General features: G+C 34.5%; 16 protein-coding genes and 1 tRNA gene. 11 read left to right on the top strand and 6 right to left on the bottom strand.

The genetic code is table 11. The annotated features are described in order from the left end of the window. Window position 1 precedes the first annotated feature (1 nt). From aepY to HNS40_RS07735, 3 genes are all read right to left on the bottom strand, one after another. Window positions 2–1,123, bottom strand: coding sequence for a phosphonopyruvate decarboxylase (gene aepY / locus HNS40_RS07745; protein WP_172279381.1), 1,122 nt, complete (start codon window positions 1,121–1,123; stop codon window positions 2–4). An 80-nt stretch (window positions 1,124–1,203) separates the two neighbouring features. Further along, on the bottom strand, window positions 1,204–2,496 hold the full coding sequence (gene aepX, locus HNS40_RS07740) for a phosphoenolpyruvate mutase (protein WP_172279379.1): 1,293 nt from the start codon (window positions 2,494–2,496) through the stop codon (window positions 1,204–1,206). 426 nt (window positions 2,497–2,922) lie between these two features. Further along, window positions 2,923–4,593: a T9SS type A sorting domain-containing protein gene (locus HNS40_RS07735; protein ID WP_172279377.1), complete on the bottom strand. Its 1,671-nt coding sequence runs from the start codon at window positions 4,591–4,593 to the stop codon at window positions 2,923–2,925. Window positions 4,594–4,692: 99 nt separating this feature from the next. Between HNS40_RS07735 and HNS40_RS07730 the strand changes: the two genes are divergently transcribed. The 8 genes from HNS40_RS07730 to HNS40_RS07695 all read left to right on the top strand — a co-directional run bounded on the left by HNS40_RS07730 (window position 4,693) and on the right by HNS40_RS07695 (window position 11,268). Next, on the top strand, window positions 4,693–5,334 hold the full coding sequence (locus HNS40_RS07730; RefSeq protein ID WP_216663739.1) for a trimeric intracellular cation channel family protein: 642 nt from the start codon (window positions 4,693–4,695) through the stop codon (window positions 5,332–5,334). A 131-nt stretch (window positions 5,335–5,465) separates the two neighbouring features. Then, window positions 5,466–6,674 carry an alkaline phosphatase gene (locus tag HNS40_RS07725; protein WP_172279375.1) on the top strand — a complete coding sequence of 403 codons (1,209 nt, stop codon included), beginning with the start codon at window positions 5,466–5,468 and terminating at the stop codon, window positions 6,672–6,674. A gap of 12 nt (window positions 6,675–6,686) precedes the next feature. After that, entirely contained in the window at window positions 6,687–7,955 is a 1,269-nt protein-coding gene (locus HNS40_RS07720; protein WP_172279373.1) for a replication-associated recombination protein A, read from the top strand. A 230-nt stretch (window positions 7,956–8,185) separates the two neighbouring features. Then, window positions 8,186–8,866, top strand: a complete 681-nt coding sequence (locus HNS40_RS07715) for a c-type cytochrome domain-containing protein (protein ID WP_172279371.1) — start codon at window positions 8,186–8,188, stop codon at window positions 8,864–8,866. After that, entirely contained in the window at window positions 8,847–9,227 is a 381-nt protein-coding gene (locus tag HNS40_RS07710; RefSeq protein ID WP_172279369.1) for a c-type cytochrome domain-containing protein, read from the top strand. Before HNS40_RS07715 ends, HNS40_RS07710 begins: the two co-directional genes overlap by 20 nt. Window positions 9,228–9,366: 139 nt before the next feature. Beyond that, window positions 9,367–9,792 carry a hypothetical protein gene (locus HNS40_RS07705; protein WP_172279367.1) on the top strand — a complete coding sequence of 142 codons (426 nt, stop codon included), beginning with the start codon at window positions 9,367–9,369 and terminating at the stop codon, window positions 9,790–9,792. 19 nt (window positions 9,793–9,811) lie between these two features. Further along, window positions 9,812–10,357, top strand: coding sequence for a YceI family protein (locus tag HNS40_RS07700; RefSeq protein WP_172279365.1), 546 nt, complete (start codon window positions 9,812–9,814; stop codon window positions 10,355–10,357). A gap of 26 nt (window positions 10,358–10,383) precedes the next feature. Continuing rightward, a complete protein-coding gene (locus HNS40_RS07695; RefSeq protein WP_172279363.1) occupies window positions 10,384–11,268 on the top strand; it encodes a DUF5777 family beta-barrel protein in 885 nt (294 codons plus the stop codon). 68 nt (window positions 11,269–11,336) lie between these two features. On the opposite strand, the gene HNS40_RS07690 is transcribed toward HNS40_RS07695, so the two are convergent. From HNS40_RS07690 to HNS40_RS07680, 3 genes are all read right to left on the bottom strand, one after another. Beyond that, window positions 11,337–14,996: an AAA family ATPase gene (locus tag HNS40_RS07690; protein WP_172279361.1), complete on the bottom strand. Its 3,660-nt coding sequence runs from the start codon at window positions 14,994–14,996 to the stop codon at window positions 11,337–11,339. Window positions 14,997–15,007: 11 nt separating this feature from the next. Continuing rightward, entirely contained in the window at window positions 15,008–16,216 is a 1,209-nt protein-coding gene (sbcD, locus tag HNS40_RS07685; RefSeq protein ID WP_172279359.1) for an exonuclease subunit SbcD, read from the bottom strand. Window positions 16,217–16,955: 739 nt separating this feature from the next. Further along, window positions 16,956–17,028: transfer RNA gene (locus HNS40_RS07680), tRNA-Lys, on the bottom strand. A gap of 261 nt (window positions 17,029–17,289) precedes the next feature. Between HNS40_RS07680 and der the strand changes: the two genes are divergently transcribed. Genes der through xerD form a run of 3 tightly spaced genes read left to right on the top strand, consistent with a single transcriptional unit; the run spans window position 17,290 to window position 19,882 of the window. Continuing rightward, window positions 17,290–18,600, top strand: coding sequence for a ribosome biogenesis GTPase Der (gene der, locus HNS40_RS07675; RefSeq protein ID WP_172279357.1), 1,311 nt, complete (start codon window positions 17,290–17,292; stop codon window positions 18,598–18,600). Further along, the gene (locus tag HNS40_RS07670; protein ID WP_172279355.1) at window positions 18,600–18,974 is read left to right on the top strand and encodes an RNA-binding S4 domain-containing protein; all 375 of its coding nucleotides are present in this window, start codon (window positions 18,600–18,602) and stop codon (window positions 18,972–18,974) included. The genes der and HNS40_RS07670 overlap by 1 nt, the downstream gene beginning before the upstream one ends. Continuing rightward, window positions 18,974–19,882: a site-specific tyrosine recombinase XerD gene (gene xerD, locus HNS40_RS07665; RefSeq protein ID WP_172279353.1), complete on the top strand. Its 909-nt coding sequence runs from the start codon at window positions 18,974–18,976 to the stop codon at window positions 19,880–19,882. Before HNS40_RS07670 ends, xerD begins: the two co-directional genes overlap by 1 nt. Window positions 19,883–19,980 lie beyond the last annotated feature (98 nt).

The following is a 19,980-nucleotide window of genomic DNA, read 5'->3' as shown; positions in this document are numbered from 1 at the left end:
GCTATTGAGCTAGATTTTGCATAAAGTTTGTTTTATTGTCAACAGGTTTAATTGTTGGTCGACCAAGATTATCACGTGAACCTGTTTTGGTTAATATTTCAATAAGTGCAGGATAAGAGTTTTCTGTCAACTTTTTCAATGCAAGTTCTAATTCTTGAGCATTTGCTACTTGCACTGCAGATTTATACTTGTTGGCTATGGCAATTTGAGGAATGTCAAGTCCAAATGCAACCGTAGGTTGTCCTCCAACGGACTCATGCGCACCATTATTTATGACTATGTGCAAAAGGTTTTTGGGTGATTGAGCTCCAATAATAGAAAGACCACCCATTTGCATTAATAAAGCGCCATCACCGTCAATGCAGATGATTTTCCTATTGGGTTTGTTCAATGCAATTCCAAGTGCAATTTGACTAGCGTGTCCCATGGAACCTACGGTTAAGAAATCGGCATTATGTTTTTGGTTTTTCTCAACTCTGTATTCGAAAAGTTCTCGTGAAGTTTTGCCGGTTGTAGAAACAATTAGTTCATCGCCGCTCAATTGGTTTACAATGATTTTTATGGCATCCTCACGCAAAAGAGAATAATTAGTTTCTAGTTTATTCTTGATGCTGTATTTTTCGAAAGTTCCTTTTCTTATGATAATAGCGAAAGCAGTGTTGGTCTCATTAATTTTAAGTATTACTTCTTCTAATTGAATCTGAGCTTTTTGTTCGTCATCATCAAGTATCAGATAAGGAATCTTCATCGCATCCAGCAAATCAGCTGTAACTTTTCCTTGCTTTATATGTTGGGGTTCATCTTTTTTTTCACCGCGCCATCCAATCATCATCAATAAAGGAATTTTGTATACTTCTTCATCAGTAAGGGAGAGAAGTGGGTTGACAGCATTTCCTATACCTGAATTTTGCATATAGACCATGGGTATTTTATTTGTCGCCATGTGATATCCAGCAGCAAGAGCAATTGCATTCCCTTCGTTTGCAGCAATGATGTGGTTTTGTGCAGAAGTATTATCTGTAATATAGGCACATATATCTTTTAATAATGAATCAGGAACTCCTGTAAAAAAGCTTATGTTCTTTTTTATTAGGAAATTATAGAAATGGCTAGGTTTGATCATAAGAATACTATTGGACGAATTAGGAAATTACCGGGTGAATTAAGCTTGTTCATAAAATGCACAAGCTTAATGAAATCTTTTTATTTGATAAGAGTAAGAATCTCTTTAATTGGCATACATCTATCGTTAACTTCGCTGGAGCGCTCGTTTTCTAGGATGGTTTTTGCTACATCAACCATGGCTGGATAAGCGCTACGTAATAAATGATTGGCATAAATGACCACATTAGCACCTGCTTCAATGAGTTCACTTTCGTAAATATGATTATAGCTTGATGGAACAACAATCAATGGTTTCTTATTTTCAAATTGCTTGTACTTCTCACAAAACTCTAAAATCTCATCTGAGCTTTTTTCCTTACTATGAATCATAATACCATCGGCACCAGCTTGAATATAGGCTTTTGCTCTTTTTAAAGCATCCTCCATACCTTGCTTTAAAATAAGGCTTTCAATACGAGCAATAATCATGAAAGTATCAGTAATTTGAGCTTTCTTTCCAGTTTCTATTTTTAGACAGAAATTCTCAATAGAATCTTGTGTTTGAGCAACATCAGTTCCAAATAGAGAGTTTTTCTTTAAGCCTGTTTTATCTTCAATAATGATAGCAGATACCCCAAGACGTTCTAGTGTTTTTACTGTGAATAAGAAATGTTCAGGAATACCACCAGTGTCACCATCATAAATAATAGGTTTGGTTGTTACTTCCAAAATATCATTTAAGCTATGTAATCTTGAGGTAACATCAACAGCTTCAATATCTGGCTTTCCTTTTGCTGTTGAATCCGTGAGACTACTTAGCCACATGGCATCAAATTCTTTCTTCTTACCCTCTTTATCAACAGTTAGATTTTCTACAATAAGACCAGTAAGACCATTGTGAGCCTCCATCACTCTTACAATTGGTTTGGCATCAATTAATCGTCTTAATTTTGCCATTCTAATTTGAGGGGTAGTTCCTATTTCTTTTAAACTTTGGTTAAGCTGGGTTGAGGATATTCCTTTGGTGTAAGGTACTTCATGAAGTTTACCACCCCATTCATTAAGAGTTTCAATGACCCTTTGGCGTGTTATTTTTTGAATTCCATCTTTCCAATCATCGCCATGCACTACAAATGCAGGTTTTATCTTCTTTAAATTAACAGAGTAATCTAATTCATGCTGAGGAATAACTTGGCTAACCCCTTTTATATTTTCAATGATTATTTTACGTTGCTCATATTCCAAAGCTGGTAATCTTTTATAGGAGGCTATGGCTTTATCAGTTAATAAACCAATCGTAACTTCTCCTAATTTGGCAGCTTCTTTTATAATGTTCAAATGACCAGGATGAACCATATCTGCACTCATCCCCACATAAACTATATTATTCATATATTATTTTTTTGCAAAAGTAAGCATTTTCAAATGTTATACCTATTAGGAGCTAAAGTTTTATATTCATTCTCTTAATGCCAAAAAATAGATGTTTTATATTTTATAGATGATCCAGAGGAAGTTAGTAATGGAAGTAAAGAATTGGATTACTTACTTTTGTAGAAATATTACAATCATTAGTTGTGTTATAATACTTGTGTTCCGACGGCATTTTAAACCGCTCGTTTTTCCAGATTTTACTCAGTTTTATTAATTCTATTAATCAGGGAATGGTTTCGTTTAAGAGCTAACTAAAGTGTCTTAAGTACTTAGGCTTAGTTTGATATCTGAATGAGCTCTGAGTTTATTAGTGAAAATTGAGCTGGTCTTTTAGTGACTATCTTTTTTGACTTAGTGCTTTTAGATTTAGCTTCATTTATAGCATTAATTCTTTACAAAACTCAAAGTCAATGCTCTGCCTTCAGGATTATAAACTTTCACAAAATACTGGCCTTTTGTCAATTGATTAATTTTAATCATTCCATCAGGAGAGAGTTTTCCTGAATTAAGGATATGCCCTTGTATATCAAAAATCTCATAAGTTGTTTTTTGTGAATGGTAAATATCAGATTCAATAATAATGAATTCTGTACTTGGATTAGGGTAGAGCTTGAAGGTGTTTATTGGGAGTTCATTGGTACTGGTGAGGTATTTATTCCAATATGTAAGACCTTTTGAGGTACTATCCCAAATACTTTCATTTACATTATAGTCAAAGTAAACTCCACTACGAATAATTTGTATTTCTGAGTCGAAATATTCTTCTTCTGTCTTATAATCTGGAACCCAATATTGATTTGTTGAATCTCTTCGCTCCTTTATAAAGAATATTTTTCTATTTTGGTTGTCATATTCTGTTCTTTCTGCTTCTTTAGGTAACCAAAACGAATCTGCAATGTCCCATGTGTATATACTATAGCTTAATAATAAATCATTATCATATTCCCAATTCCATTTAGTCCTATTTCTGAAACTGTTTATATCAGCATAAAAAGAGCTTTTAACCTTTTCGATCATTTGATGATTGTTATTAAAAATGTATTCCCATTTTTGAGATCTTACCCAAACGGTGTCAGCAATATCGTTAAAGCTCAACTCCATTAAAATGTTACCTAAACTATCATTAACATAGTCTGTTTTTTCTTTGAATTTCCAATATCCACTTGACCTCCATTGTATCCAAGTTGTTGAATTTAAAAACCCAAAATCATCATAAGTGTTTATAATAGAATCTAAATGAATCCAATTGTTGTCGGTAAAGTAATAATGGTTGTATCCAATTTCTTCATTATTATCATTATACATATAATTTGCTTTATACTTTTTAAGCCAAAAATTGTTGTCATCCCTAAAATATCTCACGAACAAAAATTTGTGGCCTTCAGAATTATAATACCAGTATGATTTTACTATAGTATCTAAATATTCCATAGAATAGGATACGAGTCGCTGATTAATTATATCATCATAATTATGACCTTTTCCTCTAAAATTCCATTCTTCGTTTTCATTGTTTCTAAAATATCTCTCAGTATAGTTTTCAGTATTTGACATATAAGATACTGTTTTTTCCCCATACCATGAATTATTATAAAACTCTTCATTGATTTCAGAAACAAGACCGTTTTCATCATTAATGTAGGTGTATCTTGAATAAGGTGTAGTTAATCCAGTTTCTTGATAAATACTAAATAAAGACTTCGTATATACATTTCTATTATTGATATCAGGGTACTCCCAAGTATGTTTAATCTTTATAAAATATTCCTCGAGTTGTGAATCGTAACCTAGCTCTTCAAATACCAATGGAAGACCTGTTAAAGTTCTGTCAGCTATTCTTGTTATTCTGCTTGGTCTCCAAATGAGTTCGGGTGAACTTAAATAATTGTAAGCAGAATCCAATAACCAATCTAATTCTTGTAGTGGAAAATACTCAATCTCATCAATAGTAAAGAATTTCGGAATTTCGCTTTCTTTTTGCGTTTTAGTATTTTGAGACTGCAGATATGTTATAGATATACTAAATAACAATAAAAAAGAGATAATATATTTCATAATAAACGTATTTATAGACAAACAAATATAATATTTGTTCAATCAGATGTCAATTTTGAATGAAAATAAATTTACAAAAAGTGATTAAAACAATGCATTTTGCATTTACTTTGCAGCATGGAACCAGTGGAACAAATTATAGATATCATCACGGTTGTAGGGGTGTTTGCCTTTGCTATTTCAGGTGCTTTGACGGCGATGGAGAAGAAACTCGATTTATTTGGCGTTTTTATTATTGCCTTTGCAACTGCTGTGGGTGGAGGATCGCTTCGTGATGTAATTATTGCCAATCGTTCTGTGTTTTGGCTTACAGAACCCATCTATACTTATATCATTATTGGAGGTACTATTTTTTCTATTTTATTTAGGAAGAAACTGGGCTACCTTCGTACTACATTATCCTTATTTGATACTATTGGATTGGCTTTATACACCATTATTGGAGTAAAGATTGGAATACAAAATGATTTGTCAGGTGTGAGTTGTATTGCTCTTGGTACAATAACTGGTGCTTTTGGTGGAGTTATTCGTGATATTTTAGTGAATGACGTACCCATGATATTTCAAAAAGAAGTCTATGCCACTATTAGTATTTTTGGAGGTAGTTTGTATTTTGTCCTCCATAACTTAGGTATGAATGGTTTATGGGTGGAATTATTAGCTATTTTTATTATCATTATACTGAGATCTATTGTGGTTCACTTTGAAATAAAACTGCCAACAATTTACTCTAAGCGCTAGTTTTGACTCGTATTACTCATTTATCATTAATTATATCTTAAAGAATGCTTAATTATTGAATTTCCATCCTCAGGAAACCTGCTAGCTGGAAAGAATTTGTAATTTTACACTTTCAAATTAAAGCAAATATAATGATTCAAAGAATAAAGATTTTAATTCTATTAGTTTTTATGGCTCAGTTTTCATGGGCTCAAACTACTCAAACTGCTAAGACTACTCAAGCCAAAGCATATTTAAAAGGAGATTATAAAAAAGAAGCTGTTGGACAAACCTATACTACTAATAATCAACACCAGGTAGAAGTGATTCCCGCTGTAGTAAATCCAAATGCGGAAATTAAAAACATCATCTTATTAATAGGAGATGGAATGGGTGTGAGTGAAGTATTTGCTGGATTAAGCGCAAATAATGATCAATTATATATTGAATATGCCAATAGATTAGGTTTGCAAAAAACAAAGAGCAAAAATAAATATAAGACAGACTCAGCTGCCGGAGGAACTTCAATGGCCTGTGGAATAAAAACCAATAATGGTTTTATTGGCATGGATGCAGATAGTAATGCAGTAGAAAGCATTTTAGAAATAGCTTCACAACATGGCAAAGCAACAGGATTGGTTGCTGCAGCAAAAATCACCCATGCTACACCTGCTTCTTTTGTAGCACATGTTCCGAGTCGAAAACTATATGAAGAGATTGCCGAATTCTTTATTTCCGACCACTTAGATGTATTTATCGGAGGAGGTCTTGATGATTTTAATAAGAGAGAAGATACCAGGACTTTACTTCCAGATTTAGAAGCTAAAGGTTTTCAGTTAGCCAAAACAGAGCAAGAGTTGGACAAGATTAAAGGAGGTAAAATTGCTGGATTATTAAGCAGTGGCCACATTGATAAATATCCAGCACGTGGCGAGTTTTTGCCAAACTCTACTAATAAAGCCATTGAAATTCTTTCAAAAGATGAGGATGGGTTCTTCTTAATGGTAGAAGGATCTCAGATTGATTGGGGAGGACATGATAATAGCGTAGGCTATGTGGTAGAAGAAATGTTGGATTTTGACAGAACGGTTGGAGAGGCTTTAAAGTTTGCAGCAAAAGATGGCCATACTTTAGTCATCATCACTGCCGACCATGAAACTGGTGGAATGAGTGTACATGATGCAGATCCAGAAAAAGGAAAGGTAGAAGGACGATTCACCACAGGCAGTCACTCCAGCGTTATGGTTCCTGTTTTTGCCTATGGCCCGGGAGCAGATGCCTTTATGGGTATTTATGAAAATACAGAAATTTTTCGCAAAATGATGGAAGCTTTTAAATTTGAAACAACCAGTAACCAGTAACCAGTAACCAGTATGAACTCCACTAAGCCATTAGCAGAAATCCTTCGTCCACTTAATTTTGATGATTATATTGGTCAAGAACATCTAATTGGCGATAAAGGGATATTACGTCGTTCTATTGATGCTGGAAATACACCTTCTATGATTCTTTGGGGACCTCCAGGTGTTGGAAAGACTACTTTGGCTTTTATATTAAGTCAGAATTTGGATGTCCCATTTTACTCATTATCAGCTATTAATGCGGGAGTGAAAGCAGTTAGGGAAGTTATTGATAAAGCAAGTGCATCAGGACGTAAATCGGTTTTATTTCTAGATGAGATTCATCGCTTCAGCAAATCGCAGCAGGATAGCTTATTAGGAGCTGTTGAAACTGGGACTGTAACGCTAATTGGAGCCACTACTGAGAATCCTTCTTTTGAAGTGATTTCTCCGCTATTATCACGCTCACAGGTTTATATTCTGAAATCATTAGAAGAAAAACATCTTTTGCAATTAGTGGAAAGAGCTAAGACCTATTATTCAGAAGCTTTAAGTATAGATTTAGTGTTTACGGAAACGGCAGCTTTGTTTAGAGTTTCTGGAGGAGATGCTCGTAAACTCTATAATGCCATTGAACTGGTTGTTGGAACCTTTGGTTCTCAGATTAAAAAAATAGAGTTTACAGATGCTTTAGTCTCCGAATTGATTCAAAAGAATTTAGCGACCTATGATAAAAAAGGAGAAATGCATTATGATGTCATCTCTGCTTTTATCAAATCCATAAGAGGTAGTGACCCTAATGCTGCAGTTTATTGGTTAGCCCGTATGATAGAAGGAGGAGAGGATGTTAAATTTATTGCTCGTCGTCTTTTGATACTAGCATCAGAAGATGTTGGAAATGCTAACCCCAATGCACTTCTTCTAGCCAATGCCTGTTTCGACGCAGTGAGTAAGATTGGCTGGCCCGAATCGAGGATTATCCTCAGCCAGACTACAGTGTATTTAGCCAATAGCGATAAGAGTAATTCCACTTATGCTGCCATAAATCAAGCCCAAAGCTTAGTTAAGAAAACTGGAGATTTGCCAGTCCCACTGCATCTTAGAAATGCACCTACCAAGCTCATGAAGCAAATTGGTTATGGCGCTCATTATAAATATGCCCACGAGCATAAAAACAATTTTGTAGATCTAGAGTTTATGCCCGAAAGAGTTAAAGGAATCACTTTATACCAACCTGGTAATAATAAACGAGAGCAAGCAGATCAGCAAAAAATTAAAGAACGCTGGAAAGGCAAATATTAAGTCTATTTTTTGAGAGCACTAATTCTTTGTGATGTATATTAGTACATTAAATCTTTAATATTTATTTCCTTTTTATGATGATCACAATGTTTCATGACGCTCAACAACTATGCAATCCTTAGACAGTCGCCTATCGTTAAACAATTGTTAATCTGTAAGACAAAAGCAACGAAATCATTCTAATACTGTACTTTTAGATAGCCTATTTATAAAATCAAACCTATATCTAAATGAGAAAAGTAGTTTTAATGGCGTTTATTGCCTTAATTGTAGTGAGTTGTAAGCATGAGAGGGTAGTACCCGAGTCTTTAGAAACACCAACACAAAGTCTAAGCTGTAATAGTGATACTGTTTATTTTGTCAACGATATTCAACCATTAATCAATTCTACATGTGCAACCAGTGGATGTCATGATGCCGCTTCTGCAGAACATGGTGTAGATTTAAGTAGCTATATCAGAATTATTAAAACTGGAGAAGTAAAACCCTTTCGACCTGAAGATTCAGAACTATATGAAGTGCTTTTTGAGGATGGTGATGATTTGATGCCTCCTCCGCCAATGGCTTCATTGACAAGGGAGCAAAAAGAGTTAATCAGAAAATGGATTTCTCAAGGTGCAAAAAATAATCAATGTATTGAAGATTGTAATTTAGAATCGGTGAGTTTTGCAAATGATATTCAAACTATTATTAGTAATAACTGCGCCAGTTGTCATACAGGAGCCAATCCTGAAGGAGGGATTTTATTATCGAATTATACTGAGATTTCCTTTGTGGCCAATTCTGGATTATTGGTAAACGTACTATCAGGTTCAAATGGCGCTCCCCAAATGCCCCCAGGAGGATCGGTTAATGATTGTAATATGGACAAAATAACTAAATGGATTGAAGATGGAACACCGAATAATTAGACCGATATTTCTAGCAATTTTGCTTCCTCTGTTTTTTACAGCCTGCTATTATGATAATAAGGAAGATTTATATCCTTTTGATACTGAGACCTGTGATGTGAATAATGTCACTTATTCTGGAACTGTAAAACCCATCATGGAAGCCAGTTGTGTATCTTGTCATCAACAAAGTAATCCTTCGGGAGGTGTGAGGGTAGATACTTATGAAGAATTAAAAAAAGTAGCCGATGATGGACGTTTATGGGGTAGTATCAATCATGAAGGTGGATATTCTGCCATGCCACTTGGAGGTAGTAAACTGAGTGACTGTAGCCTTCTCCAAATTCAGAAATGGATTGCTGATGGAAGTCCAAATAATTAAAAGGAAGTTGGAAGTTAGAAGCTGGAAGTAGGTGGAGCATTTCTTCGGACTTCTAGCTTCGAACTTCGAACCAAAAAAGAGGTTAAAAATAATATTTTGACATCAAAATACATTAAAAAAAACAATAAAATCTAAATATATGCTGAAGAAAATAATTCTTGGATTACTACTCATAGGACTAATAGCTGGAGTTTATGGCTATTTCTTTATGTATAATAAATCGCATCCTGATTATCAAAATATTGATGCAGAAATCAGTATTACGGCAAAAGAATTGTTTGACAAATGCAAGAATGAAGGAAAATCCCAAGAGTTCACAGGAAAGATTGTTGAACTATCTGGAACTCCTCAAGAGATAGAAAACAACGAGGGAGTTAAAACTATGGTTTTCGTTTATGACCAAGGAATGTTTGGTCCAGAAGGGGTAAGAGCGACTTTTCTAGCAGATTATAATGATAATTTAGAACTTCTAGCAATAGATAAGCCGGTGCTTCTAAAAGCATATTGTACGGGCTATAATGAAAGCGATGTGGTTTTAGAAAAGGCTTCACTAATTAAAAAATAATAAACTTAAAATCTAAGAAATGAAAAAGTATATATTTATAATGGCAGTGTTGATGATGGGGACTTCCATTTTTGCACAAAAATTCGTGACGAAATCTGGTCATATTCGATTCTATTCGGAAACACCAATGGAGACCATTGAAGCAGATAATAAACAGGTAAATTCTGCTTATGACCATGAAAATGGAGCTTTTGTTTTTAAAGTTCTCATGAAATCATTTGAATTTGAAAAAGCCTTGATGCAGGAGCACTTCAATGAGAATTATGTGGAAAGTGATGATTTCCCAAATGCATTTTTTAAGGGCAAAATTGTCAATAATGAGGATGTTGATCTGGAAAAAATGGGAGAGCTTCCTGTTAAAGTAAAAGGGAAATTAACCATACACGGAATGACCATGGATGTGGAAGCCGATGGTATGATGAATGTTCAAAAAGACATGATTTCGGCGACTTCGAAAATAATGATAGAACCTAAAGAATATGATATTAAAATCCCTGGAGCGGTGGTGAAAAACATAGCTGAAGAGATTGAAGTCTTTATCAATGTGGACCTAAAGAAATTATAGAGATAATTGCATATAAAACTATATAAATGAAAAGAATAGTACTATTTTTTGGATTAATGTTTTTTGGACTGATTTCCTCTTTTGCTCAAGATGATTTAATGGATATATTTGGCGAAGATGAAACCATAGATTATACATCTGCTACATTTAAAACCACACGTTTGGCTCTAGGATATAGTGTGGAGAATCCCGTAAAAAACGATATGATTTTTTTAATATCTCACCATTTTGGAAACATTAATGGAGGGGCTTATGAGTTTTTCGGGCTCGATCAAGCGACCATTCGTTTGGGTTTGGAATACGGAATTACTGACCGATTGACGGTTGGTTATGGTCGTAGTAGTTATAACAAAACATACGATGGATATTTAAAGTATAAAGTGCTCAGACAATCAAAAGGACTAAAGAAAATGCCTGTTACCTTGAATCTTGTGGCTGGGACAAGTATTAATACATTGAAGTGGGAGAATCCAGACCAAGAGAATTATTTCTCTAGCAGAATGACTTATCTTTTTCAAGCTATAGTGGCTAGAAAGTTCAACAAGAATTTGAGTTTGCAATTCATGCCATCCTTAGTTCATAAGAATTTGGTGGCTACGGCTAAAGACCATAACGATATTTTTACTATTGGTGCAGGAGGAAGATATAAATTCACCAAAAGAACCAGTATTAATGTGGAATATCATTATGTGATTCCTGATCAGATTCATTCTTACGATTATACCAATTCATTGACCATTGGCTTTGATATTGAAACAGGAGGACATGTATTCCAATTATTCTTCACAAATTCGGTACCTATCAATGTGACAGATTTTTTAACTCATACTACTGATAAATGGAGAAATGGTGATATATACTTTGGATTTAATATTTCTCGTATCTTTTCTTTTGGTGGGAAGAAGCATTAGAGAATTCAATTTAAATAAAGCAAGGATTAAGCCCGATGTAATTATATTATTGGGGGGGGGGCTTAGTTTTATACAATCTCCACCTCACTAACCCCATTGCTCTTTTTAATCAATTGAATTTGAGTAGGAATACGCTCTTTTAAATTCTCTACATGGGAAATGATTCCTATCATTTTTCCTTGTGCCTGTAGAGTTTCTAAAGTTGAAATTACTGTTTCTAGGGTGACATTATCTAAGGTTCCGAAACCCTCATCAATAAATAGAGATTCTATTTTCACATTGCTACTGGCTAGGTCTGATAATCCCAATGCTAATGCTAAGCTGATGAGGAATTTTTCCCCGCCACTGCTGGTATCTACATAGCGTTCTTCATCGGTTTGATAATGGTCCACTAAATTAAAGTTCAATTCCTCTCCTGAGGCATAATGCTCCTTCATTTTTAAGGAATAGCGCTTATTGAGTTTGAATAAATGGATATTGGCTAATCCAATCAATGATTTTAAGGTAAGCCTTTGGACATAAGTATTAAAAGCATGTTTGGAACCACCCAATAAATCCATGAGATCCTTCCATTTTTTGACTTGCTTTTCTTGAGCCTCTATCTCTTTAAAGATTCCACTATTTCGCTCTTTTACCTTTTGATCATGGGCAACCTTTTGGGTGATTTCTCCAGAGCGCTTGAGTTTTTTATCTTTTTCTTCTTTGGCGAGTTCGGCTTGCTTCTCCGCTTCATCTTTCGCTAGTTCAAAAGTTTTCTGTTCTAATAATGCCTTGTATTCCTGTTTGTTCTTTTCTTCTAAAGCTTTTATTTCAATAGCTTTTTTATCGATTTCTGCTTTTTGCTTTTGTAAGACTTCTTTGATTTCACTTTCCAGTAAAGCAGCATTAATTTCTTCAATATCAAGAAACTGACTTGGGGTCAGTCGCTTTTCAAAGTCGGATTGGAAATCGCGAAGTGCTTTCTTTTTCTCAAATAAATCATTTTGGATACTCTTGGACTCCGTTGTGTTTTGGGTTAATGCGGTTTCGAGTTTTTGTTTTTCTTGTAGAGCTGATTCCAAATTTTTAGCAGCTAGCTTTTCTTCTTCTTCTAAAGTGACTCGTTTACTCTTTACACTCGTTTCGCTGGGTAAAATCTCGTTCCGCTCTTTATGGAAAGCCAAAATCTCCTGGTCTAAAGCCATTAGTTCTTTATTAGACTCCTCCAATTCTTTCTTTTTAGTTTGGAGCTGGACTTCGGTATTCTTGAGCTTGAGGTTTAGTTCATCCACTTGCTTTTTATAGGCTTCTTGAGATTTCTCTTGTTTCTTATACTTAGAGATGCCTTCCTGAAGATTCTTGATGAATGTTTCTGATTCATGAATACTCGGCCATTCCAATTGAAATTGACTGAGCTGCTCTTTTAAATGACTTTCAATCTCTTTGGTTTCTTCTAATAATTGAGCTAGCAGACTTTCTTTTTCTACCAGTTTCTCTATCAGTTGTTTATTGGCTCCCTCAACAGAAGCTATTTGCTGATTTAAGCTATGAAGTGTTTCATTCTTTTGCTGTACATCTTTTTCAACATTTGCTTTTTCTTTCTGAAGAAGGTGATATTTATCGATTTCAGTTTTTAAACGCGCTATTTCTTTTTCTATCTTCTCTTTTTGTTGCTCAATGAATTCAGTTTTCCCCAATTCAAAGTTTAGATGCAATAGCTCCGAATCTGATTTTACTTTTACAATATACTGATGGCCTTGTTGAAGCTGCTCTAGAAGGTGAGCTTGACTAGATTTTGCTTGAGTGACTTCAATTTCTACTTTACCTTTTTCTGATTGCAACTTTTCAAAAATCTCTTTTCGACTTTTTAGTTCTGCTTCAGATTCGGAAATATTCAAATCTTTATACTTTTCCACATAAGGATGAGATTCGGAACCGCATAGGGGACAGGCTTTTCCTTCTTCCAAGTTGGAGCGTTCCGCTTCTAAGTTTTTAATGGATTTTTCAAGATTTACTATCTTTTCCATATCCACAACAGCCATTCTTGCCTTCTCCAGGTCTAGTTTTGCTTTTTCATAAGACAGATTCAACTTTTCAATATGCTTTGTAATAGCTGTATTCTGAGCTTCTAGATTCAACATGTTCTTAGATAAGTCATTAAATTGTTGACTTAATTGTAAAGCTTTATCCCATTTATTCAAATCAAGCACCAACTGTTCTTGTTGCTTTAGTATTTTATCTAAATCTTTCTCTTTTAATTGTTTCGCATTGATAAGGAGTTTCTCCTGAATAGGGATCAACTCTGCTTTGTTTTTTGAGGAGGCCAAATGATAAGACTTCAGCTTTTCATTATTCTCAGCGATTTCTTGTTTATCTATACTAATCTGTTTAGCGCCTATTCCTGTTCGCTGCTGATGATCACGTAATTTAGCAAACTGAGTATTCCAAGTGGGCCAATGTGTTTCAATCTCCACTAAGGTTTTATGTTCCTGAATATACCGTTCTAGCTTCTGGATTTCAAGACTATATTTCTGCTTTGAATCCTGAAAAGATTTGATTTCATTTTCATGACCGAGAAGGCTTGATTTATTCTTCTTAAGAAGAATAAGGCTTTTCTCTTGAAGTTCTTTTTTGTTTGAAATTTGGCCATCCAACTGAGCAACTTTATCTAACTTTGGAATCCAATCTTGAAAGTTTTTCTTTTTCTCTTCAACTAATTTTAAATGATTAGCCTCCTCCTTTTTTATCTTTTCAATAAGAGGCTGTAGCTTTAATAAGTTCTCTTGTACAAGATGGAGCTTCTTATCTTTCAGTAATATAAACTCTTTACTTCGAGTAATTTCTCCAATAATATCCTTAAAAACCTCAGCTTTTTCATGTAATAAAAGCCGATGGAAATTAGGTTTATTTTGCTCAAACTCGATTTGCAGATTTTCAGCTCCTAATTTAATTTCCTTTTCTTGCAGCATTAATTCATCCGCTCTCTTATACCATTCGATAATCTTAGTCAGATTTAGCATTTCTAGATTCAAATGTGTGAGCTGCTCGTTCAACTTTTTTTCTTCTTCTTGAAGTGCTATTCTATCTTCACTAGAAAGTAAATCCTCATGATTAATACGAGCTTGTATGGCTTCTAATTTCTTCTTTTCATCGTATTGCTTTTGGTTGATGCCTTCCCCAATTTTCTTATAAATATCTTCACCGGTAATCTGTTCCAATAGGTCGCCTTTATCTTTGGCATTGGCCGATAGAAAAGAAGCAAATTCACCTTGGGCCAACATAGCAGAACGTAAAAACTGATTATAATTTAATTGTAAAACCCTTTCAACCTGTTGCTGAACCTCTCTTTTCTTCTCCGCAATAATTTTTCCGCTACTGATATTTTTCAAACGGACTTCCTCCTTGGGATTATTTAGCTTTTTGCCAGTTTTGGTAGCCAATCGCATGGTCCAACTGGCTTCATATTCTTGTCCATCATTTTCAAATAGCACTCTAGAAAAAGCTTCAACTGCACCATAGCTCACTACATCTACCAAACCAGCCTTAATATTCGATTTCTTAAAACGAGGAACCTCATGATATAAAGCAATGGTGATGGCATCTAGAATAGTGGTTTTCCCAGCTCCTGTAGAACCTGTAATAGCATATAATCCCACATCTTGAAAGTGAGCTTGCTCAAAATCGATGATGATAGGAATATCAGACTTTAGGGAGTTGATGTTTTGTAGCTCTATCTTTAAAATTTTCATAATAGCCTAATCTAGTATTCTCTAACCTTGTTTAAAATCTCACTAAAAGCATCCATAATCTCTTCATTCTCATCTAAATTAAAGTTTTGCTCTTCACATTTTAATTTGAATACATCAATAGGAGAGAGGGCTTTTATTTTTTTTGAATCATGGATCAACTGCTCTAATCCCATGGTGTTTCTTTGGTTCTTTAGTGTAACTTTTAAAATTTCCAAATCAAGTACATCAGCAGCCTTATGAATTTCAGCATAGCCCATATTGGCATTGGCTTCATTATCTAAAACTACTTCCACCCAAGGCTTTAGTTGATAAGAATTGCTACTGATAACTCCCAATTGTATGATACAAGATTTTAAATTCCCTGTCACTCTTATTACCACTCTAAATTGAGGAATGATAAACTCTTCAATACTACTGATATCCTTGCCTTTGGTTTCAATGACAAGAATTTTCTTATCCGAATTTATTTCGCTAAAACTCAAAATATAAGGAGAGCCGCAATAGCGAATATGGCTTACGCCACCTACCGTTTGAGCCCGATGTAAATGTCCTAAGGCGATATAATCAAAGGTTTTGGGGAAATCTTGTGCTCCAATATGACCAAGATTCCCAACATAAATATTTTGCTCACTTTCAGAAACACTTCCTCCCGCTGCAAATAAATGCCCCATAGCTATAATAGGTGTATTCTTACTTTTTATAGAATCGCAGTATTCTGCAATTTCTGTATAATGCTTAGTTAATGCTTTCTTATATCGTTCTGTTATCTCGTCAAAAGCTTCTCCAGCAACCGCTTTTCTAATGTCCTGATCACGTAAATAAGGGATGGCTGCAATAATGATTTCTTCAGAATTGCTATTTAATTTAAATACTTCGTCTTTAATATCTTCAGAGGCTTTACCCACTACTTTAATAGACAAAGCATTTAGAAGTTCTTTTGGAGCATTTAAAGTACCTGGAGAATCATGATTACCACCTATAATGACAATATGATTGCAATTGGTTTTGGTGAGCTGAACTAGAAAATCATAGTATAATTTCAAGCTTTGAGAGGAGGGCGTTCCATTATCAAAAATGTCTCCAGAAATTAATAATATTTCTATCTCATTATCAATGATATACTCATGTAACCAGGTGAGAAATAAAGATTGCTCCTCAAATTGTGATTGCTCATGTAGTCGATGTCCAAGATGCCAGTCGGAAGTGTGTAATAATTTCATTGGATTGCGTTCAATATAGTGATTTGAGATAATAAAATGATTTCAGAACAAAATTACAAAAGTTTTCTCCATTCTCTTTGTGTTTGGGAAATAATACAATCTTAAGGTAAAAAGAAAACCAAAAAACTATTGATATACCCTCAATAGTTTTTTAATATCTTAAAAACGAACTTTATAATATCTACTTGAGAAAGCCTACAATTATTTTGAAGCTGGAAGATTTGATTCTGAATAGAAGAAGTTGTATTGGGTGATTTTGCCTAATCAGACTGCCTTTAATTATAGTTTACTCGGAGGCGTATTATGAAAGAAGATAGACTTAATCTATCTATTAAAGATTATAAACAGATTTTTTAAGAAACCAACCTAAGTCCATTCAATTTGAGATCCAAAGTAACTAGAATATTGAGTTTTAGATTTGAAAGTAAGATGTAATTGAAATATTTTGAAATATTAAAATGAAAAGCTACTACCTTCTATGGCTTAATAAGAAATTCAGGAGCTCAAAGTAAATGGTCATAAGCTGAAAAAGTTTCTGCTCTATAACCTATTCGAATTAAAAAAAACTCAGGGATAATTTCATGCTCCCAATAGTTCTCCATTTTGAAATTACAAAATCTATTCCCATTTCTCATATGTTTTTTTTATTTGGGGATAACATTTCAATCGAGTTTCCATTCTATCCCCCAAATAAAAAATCCGATAAGCTAAAAACTTATCGGATTATGATACTTTTCTGTGATCCCGCTGGGATTCGAACCCAGGACCCACGGCTTAAAAGGCCGTTGCTCTACCAACTGAGCTACGGAATCATGCTCGATTGCGGGTGCAAAAGTAGTAGTAAATTTTAAATCTGCAAGAGTTTTCAAAAGAATATTTCAAAAAAAAATGAAATAATTTATAAGCCCCAATAAATCAGTATTTTGAAAATCGAAAAAAAAACAAATAAAATCTCGATGAGCGCCCTGTAAATAGCCTTACCCATAAAATTATCGAATTATTTGCAAATGAAAATAAGCTATTCGCTACTAATTCAGTGAAAAAGGCTATTTTTGCAGCCGAAAAATAGAAGAATGGGAAATTATTTAGCAATAGTAGGAAGACCCAATGTGGGCAAATCAACATTATTCAATCGTTTGACAAAGTCACGTCAAGCTATAGTAGAGCCTACTAGCGGCGTTACACGCGATCGGCACTATGGACAATCGCATTGGAATGGTGTAGAGTTTAATGTGGTTGATACAGGTGGATATGTAATGGGATCTGATGATATCTTTGAAGAAGAAATCAGAAAACAAGTGCAATTGGCCATTGATGAAGCGGATGTTATTCTCTTTTTGGTTGATGTAAAAGATGGAATTACTCCTCTTGATGAAGATGCTGCTGAAATGCTTCGTACTTCCAATAAAACCATTTTTCTAGTTTCTAACAAAGTGGATAATTCAGCTATGTATGTAAATAGTGCTGAGTTTTATGCTTTAGGATTAGGTGAAGTATATAGTATTTCAGCTATCAATGGTTCAGGAACAGGTGATTTATTGGATGTAGTTATTCCAGCTTTTCCTAAAGAAGCGCCAGAACCTATAAATGATAATATTCCTAGATTTACTGTTGTTGGTCGCCCTAATGTTGGGAAATCGAGTTTGGTGAATGCTTTATTGGGCGATGAAAGAAATATCGTAACTAATATTGCGGGGACTACACGTGATACTATTCATACTGAATACGACAGATTTGGATTCAAATTCAAATTGGTAGATACAGCCGGAATTAGAAAAAAAGCCAAAGTAAATGAGGATATTGAGTTTTATAGTGTTTTGCGTTCACTTAGGGCTATAGAAAATAGCGATGTTTGTGTTTTGATGATTGATGCCAATGAAGGCTTCGAAGCTCAAGATTTAGCCATTCTCTCTGTCATTCAGAAAAATAATAAGGGTGTTGTTATTGTCGTGAATAAATGGGACTTAGTTGAAAAAGGTTCTAATACTCATCTAGAGTTTGCTGAAAAAATTCGTCAAAGAACAGCTCCATTTACCGATATTCCTATCGTTTTTACTTCTGTGATTACTAAGCAAAGAATTCATAAAACTTTGGAGACTATTCATGAAGTATATGAGAATAGAACAAGAAAGATCACAACAAGTAAGTTGAATGATATCATGTTACCTATTATCGAGTCTGTTCCTCCTCCGCAAGCCAGCAGAGAGCGTTATATTCGTATTAAATACGTGACCCAGTTAAAAACTCACTATCCTTCATTTGTTTTCTTCTGTAACCTTCCGAATGAGGTGAAAGATCCTTATTCACGTTTCCTCGAAAATAAACTTCGTAAGAACTTTAATTTTAATGGAAGCCCCATGAAATTGTTTTTTAGAGATAAATAATGGCAGGAGTTCGCATTGATAAATATCTTTGGGCTATTCGTCTTTATAAAACACGAAGTATTTCTGCTGAAGCCTGTAAAAATGGTCGTGTAAAGATTGATGATGTAGCTGTAAAAGCTTCACGTGAGGTCAAGGTTGGTGATGTGATTGAATTGCGAGTGAATATCATGAATAAAGTGATAGAAGTCGTAGACGTCATTAAAAACAGAATGAGTGCTAGCCTTGCTGTGCAAAAATATAAAGATATTACTCCTCAAGAAGAACTCGAAAGAGTGGAAATGATTAATGAAATGCGAACAGAACACCGCGATAGAGGGGCAGGTCGCCCAACTAAAAAGGATAGGAGAGAGCTTTCTAAAATTAAGATGGACTAATGTCTAGCTCTCATCCATATTTAAAAAGCTTCCTCATCTATTTAAAGTTGGAGAAATCTTTGTCTCCAAATAGTATTGAAGCTTATGAGAATGATATCATTAAGCTTCTTTCTTTTTGTCAAATTCCTAGTCCTAGTTTAAGTCTGAAAGAAATGAGTTTGCAGAATTTGCAAACTTTTATCCAATGGTTAGCAGAAATTGGATTAAGTGCCCGTTCTCAAGCACGCATTATTTCTGGAGTGAAAGCCTTCTATAAATTTCTATTGCTAGAAAATATCATTGAAGACGACCCAACAGATTTATTAGAGTTACCTAGATTGGGAAGAAAACTTCCAGAGACTTTAAGCCTTCCGGAAATTGATTCCATGATAGGTGAGATTGATAGAAGTAAACCTGAAGGGGAGCGCAACAAAGCGATTCTAGAGACTCTATATTCCTGTGGCCTTCGTGTAACAGAATTAGTAGAGCTAAAAATCTCAAATATTTATCCAGAGGAGTCTTTTATTAGAGTGATTGGTAAAGGCGATAAAGAAAGGCTGGTTCCCATTGGTGGTCAAGCCTTGCAACAGATTGCCTTATATGTAGATCAAGTACGTGTGCATGTTGATGTGAAAAAAGGTTTTGAGGATTTTGTATTTCTCAATAGAAGAGGAGCCAAGCTCACTAGAAATATGATTTTCATCATCATTAAAGATTTAGCTGAACGTGCTGGTATTCATAAAAATATCAGCCCGCATACCTTCCGTCATTCCTTCGCTACCCATTTGGTAGAAGGCGGTGCTGATTTACGAGCTGTACAAGAAATGCTTGGTCATGAGTCTATTATCACTACCGAAATTTATACCCACCTCGACAGAAGCTTTTTAAGAGCAGAGATATTGAATCACCATCCTCGGAATAAGCAGTGATTTTTTAATTTCAGAAAAAGTAAGCCTTTTGTATTCTTGTTAACCTTTGATTGATTTATAATCTTTAGCATTATTTTTTATCAAAATACCCCAATAAA

Source organism: Lentimicrobium sp. S6, assembly GCF_013166635.1.
Classification (GTDB): domain Bacteria; phylum Bacteroidota; class Bacteroidia; order Bacteroidales; family UBA12170; genus UBA12170.
The sequence above is the reverse complement of the archived record's forward strand: the minus strand, read 5'-3'. Positions and strand labels throughout refer to the sequence as shown.